This is a genomic window from Limibacillus sp. (genome assembly GCA_037379885.1).
GTDB lineage: Bacteria > Pseudomonadota > Alphaproteobacteria > Kiloniellales > CECT-8803 > JARRJC01.
In genome coordinates, this window is the sequence record JARRJC010000108.1 from 1 (window position 1) to 3,249 (window position 3,249).

The 3,249-nt window shown below is 55.0% G+C and carries 2 protein-coding genes; both read left to right on the forward strand.

The genetic code is table 11. The features are described from left to right. Positions 1 to 405: 405 nt before the first annotated feature. Positions 406 to 1,437, forward strand: coding sequence for a transporter substrate-binding domain-containing protein (locus P8X75_14975; protein MEJ1996484.1), 1,032 nt, complete (start codon positions 406 to 408; stop codon positions 1,435 to 1,437). 29 nt (positions 1,438 to 1,466) lie between these two features. Next, positions 1,467 to 3,249, forward strand: a 1,783-nt coding sequence (locus P8X75_14980) for an adenylate/guanylate cyclase domain-containing protein (protein ID MEJ1996485.1), incomplete at its 3' end; no start/stop codon positions are given.

Consider the following 3,249-nt stretch of genomic DNA (forward strand, 5'->3'; position numbering starts at 1 on the left):
CAAGAAAATAGAAGGGAGCAATGAATAGAATGGATCTATTTGAGGTATCGACTTTCTACTATAGATTCTATAAGAGGTGTAATAGTCATTGGGCTAAAATGGGTCGCCCACCGACAATCGTGCCGCCGCGGCCAAAACCTCTCGTCCAATACATTGAGCTGTCGGATCGCGAGAAGATCAGCCTTTTGGTCGAGTTGCTCGAATGGGCAATAGATCACGATATGCCACTAAAAATCTAAAGCCATTAAAGTGTTTTTGGCTCATAGAGATAAGCGTTCGAGACTTTATATGCAGAATGTCCGCTATTGGCTAAAAGCGGACACTCAAGCAGGCGGAGCGCCGTTGAGCCATGGGAGCAGGCCAAGTCCATAAAAGCATGCTAAAATAGCCACGGGAGGAAGCGTCATGTTTCGCCCCTTGCTTGCTTTAGCCATCTTTCCCCTCTCCCTAATCGCCGCGATCTTCTGCGCGCCCGCTTTGTCGGCGGGTACCTTGGAGACGGTCCAGAACCGTGGCTACGTCCGCTGCGCGATCGGCAACAGACAGGTGGGCGACACGCGCATCGGGGAAACGGGGTATGTGGGGTTCTTCCCCGAGTTCTGCCGGAATGTCGCTGTCGCAATATTCAACGATAGAAACGCCGTGCAGCTCTCACCAACGCTCATCCGGCACGGGCTGCAGAGCATTTCTCAGGGAGATGTCGACATCTATGTGTCCAATGTCACCTGGACCTTCTCCCGTGATATGAAACTTCGGCTGACGCCAGCGGCGGTCCTTTATTACGATGGACAAGGCTTCATGTCTCACGCTGGCATGGCGTCAGGGCCGTTATCTGAACATCAGCCAGCCCGCGTCTGCGTCTCGCGATCAACGACCACCATCGCCAATCTTCAAGACTACATCGCCATCCACAATCTGGATTGGGAGATCCTGGCCTTCGAGTCTTCAGAAGGAAGGAACGACGCATTCTTCTCAGGTAAATGCGATCTGCTAACGACCGATGCGCTCGCTTTGGCCTTCCTGAAGGCCACGGCGGTCGACGATCCTGCGAACTATGTTCTCCATCAGGAGATCATATCCAAGGAGCCTCTCGTGGCCTATGTGCGGGATGATGACATGGTCTGGGGGAACCTGGTCCGCTGGACGGTCAACGCCACGATCCTCGCCGAGGAAAAAGGAATCACGAAGGCGAACTATCTCTCCTTCTTGGACAGCGAGGATCCATCGGTGCGGCGGCTCCTGGGTGTGGACATCACCGAAGGGACGGAAAGCATCGGGCTCGATCCTCTCTGGGCCAGGAACATTATTGCGAGCTCTGGCAACTACGGTGAAATCTTCGACAGGTACTTAGGGAACGAGAGCGCGATAGGCGTAGAGCGCGGCTCCAACAAACTTTGGAGCGATGGTGGTTTGTTGTTCAGCCCGCCATTCCGATGAGGGGAGGTCCCAGGACCTGGGGCTAGCCGATGGAACTGGAAGCAAAAATCCGCCTGAGACAGCGCATTTCAACGCTGCTCCTTGCGATCCTGTTCTGTATCGCCGTTCTCGTGCTCGGAGGACTGGCCGTGACCGCCTACCGGCTCGTCCAAATTCAACAGAATCTCGGATCCTTGCGTAACGAGGCGCTGCCGCGCCTGATCAAGCTCTCACAACTATCTCAAGATGCCGCGGCGACGATTGCGATTGCACCAGCCTTAAGTAGCGAGCCGACCCGCTTCGAATTCGAAACCCTTCTATCCAGGATAACGGACAAGCAGGCTTCGCAGAAAACGCTCATAGCCGATCTTTCGCTCTTGCTGCGAGACGAAGCCGCGGTCGGAGTAATAGAAAGGAACGGCGAAGCTCTCAGCGAGAATCTGGTGTCGCTGACCGACGTGGTGAGTCGGCAGATTGACCTTCGCAAAAGCCTTGATGAACGCATCGAGTTCTTGAGGGGAATGGCGAACAACCTCAATGGCGAAACGGGAATTCGCGGTAGTGGGCTTCTTTTGAGGTCACATGCAGCGAATGTCACTCTCTTGAACGCCCTGCTGGACCCCAATGGGGCTCGCCTTTCCCAGAACTGGCGGGCTGCAAAAACGGAAATGGGGGTATTGCGCCGTACCTTGGAGAAAGCCAACGGTGAGGCGGCCAAACTACCGCCAAACGCGCAAGATCGGCTGTTCAAGCTTTTGGACTATTGGTCGGCTCAAGAATCTCAACTGCTGGAAGACAAAAAAAGCGCGCTCTCCAACGAGTTTAAGATAAAGGCTCTTGCCGAGGAAAACTCACTGATCGCCAGCCGGTTGGTGATCAGCGCGAGCAACGAATTCGCCAGGGCGAGCGAAGAACTTGAAGCCCAGATCGAGAACGTCGCATTGATCACGCAAATCACCTTGTTCGTCATGGTACTGGTGGCCTTGACGTTCGGCGCCGGCAATTATCTAGTTTGGTTAGCGCTGCAGAAACGCGTTTTCACGCGGCTGGACCGGATCCGTGATTCACTTCAGCGCTTTGCCCAGGAACGCCACCCATCGGACGCGGACCGGCGGCGGGACGAGATCGGTGGCATCTCAAGAGCGCTGATCCGCTACATGGAGGTGATCGCTGAGCGAGAGGAAGAGCTGGCGCAGAAAACCAAGGCCTTGGAGAGTCTGTCGAACCAGCTTTCCAAATACCTTTCCCCGCAGGTTTACAACTCCATCTTCTCGGGCAAGCAGGAAGTCAAACTCACAAGCCAGCGAAAGAAGCTGACCATTTTCTTCTCTGACATCGTGGGCTTCACTCAGACGGCGGATCGGCTCGAATCAGAGGATTTAAGCCATCTTCTGAATCAGTATCTGACCGCGATGTCGCAAATCGCCTTGGCGTACGGCGCGACCATCGACAAGTACGTTGGTGACGCCATCCTGGCATTCTTCGGAGACCCGGAATCCAGAGGTGTGAAGGAAGACGCCATTGCCTGCGTCAAGATGGCGATAGCCATGCGCAAGATGATGCACAGTCTGGCTGACGACTGGCGGGGTTCAGGAATCGAGAAGCCGCTGGAGGTGCGTATCGGCATCACCACCGGGTACTGCACTGTCGGCAATTTTGGCAGCGAAGACCGGCTCGACTACACGATCATTGGCGGCGCAGTGAATACCGCATCACGCCTTCAAAGCCTGGCTCAGCCAAACGAGATTATCATCTCCTACGAGACCTACGCACTGGTGCGCGATCAAATCTCTTGTGAAGAGCACGGCGAAGTCGACGTCAAGGGGATCGCTT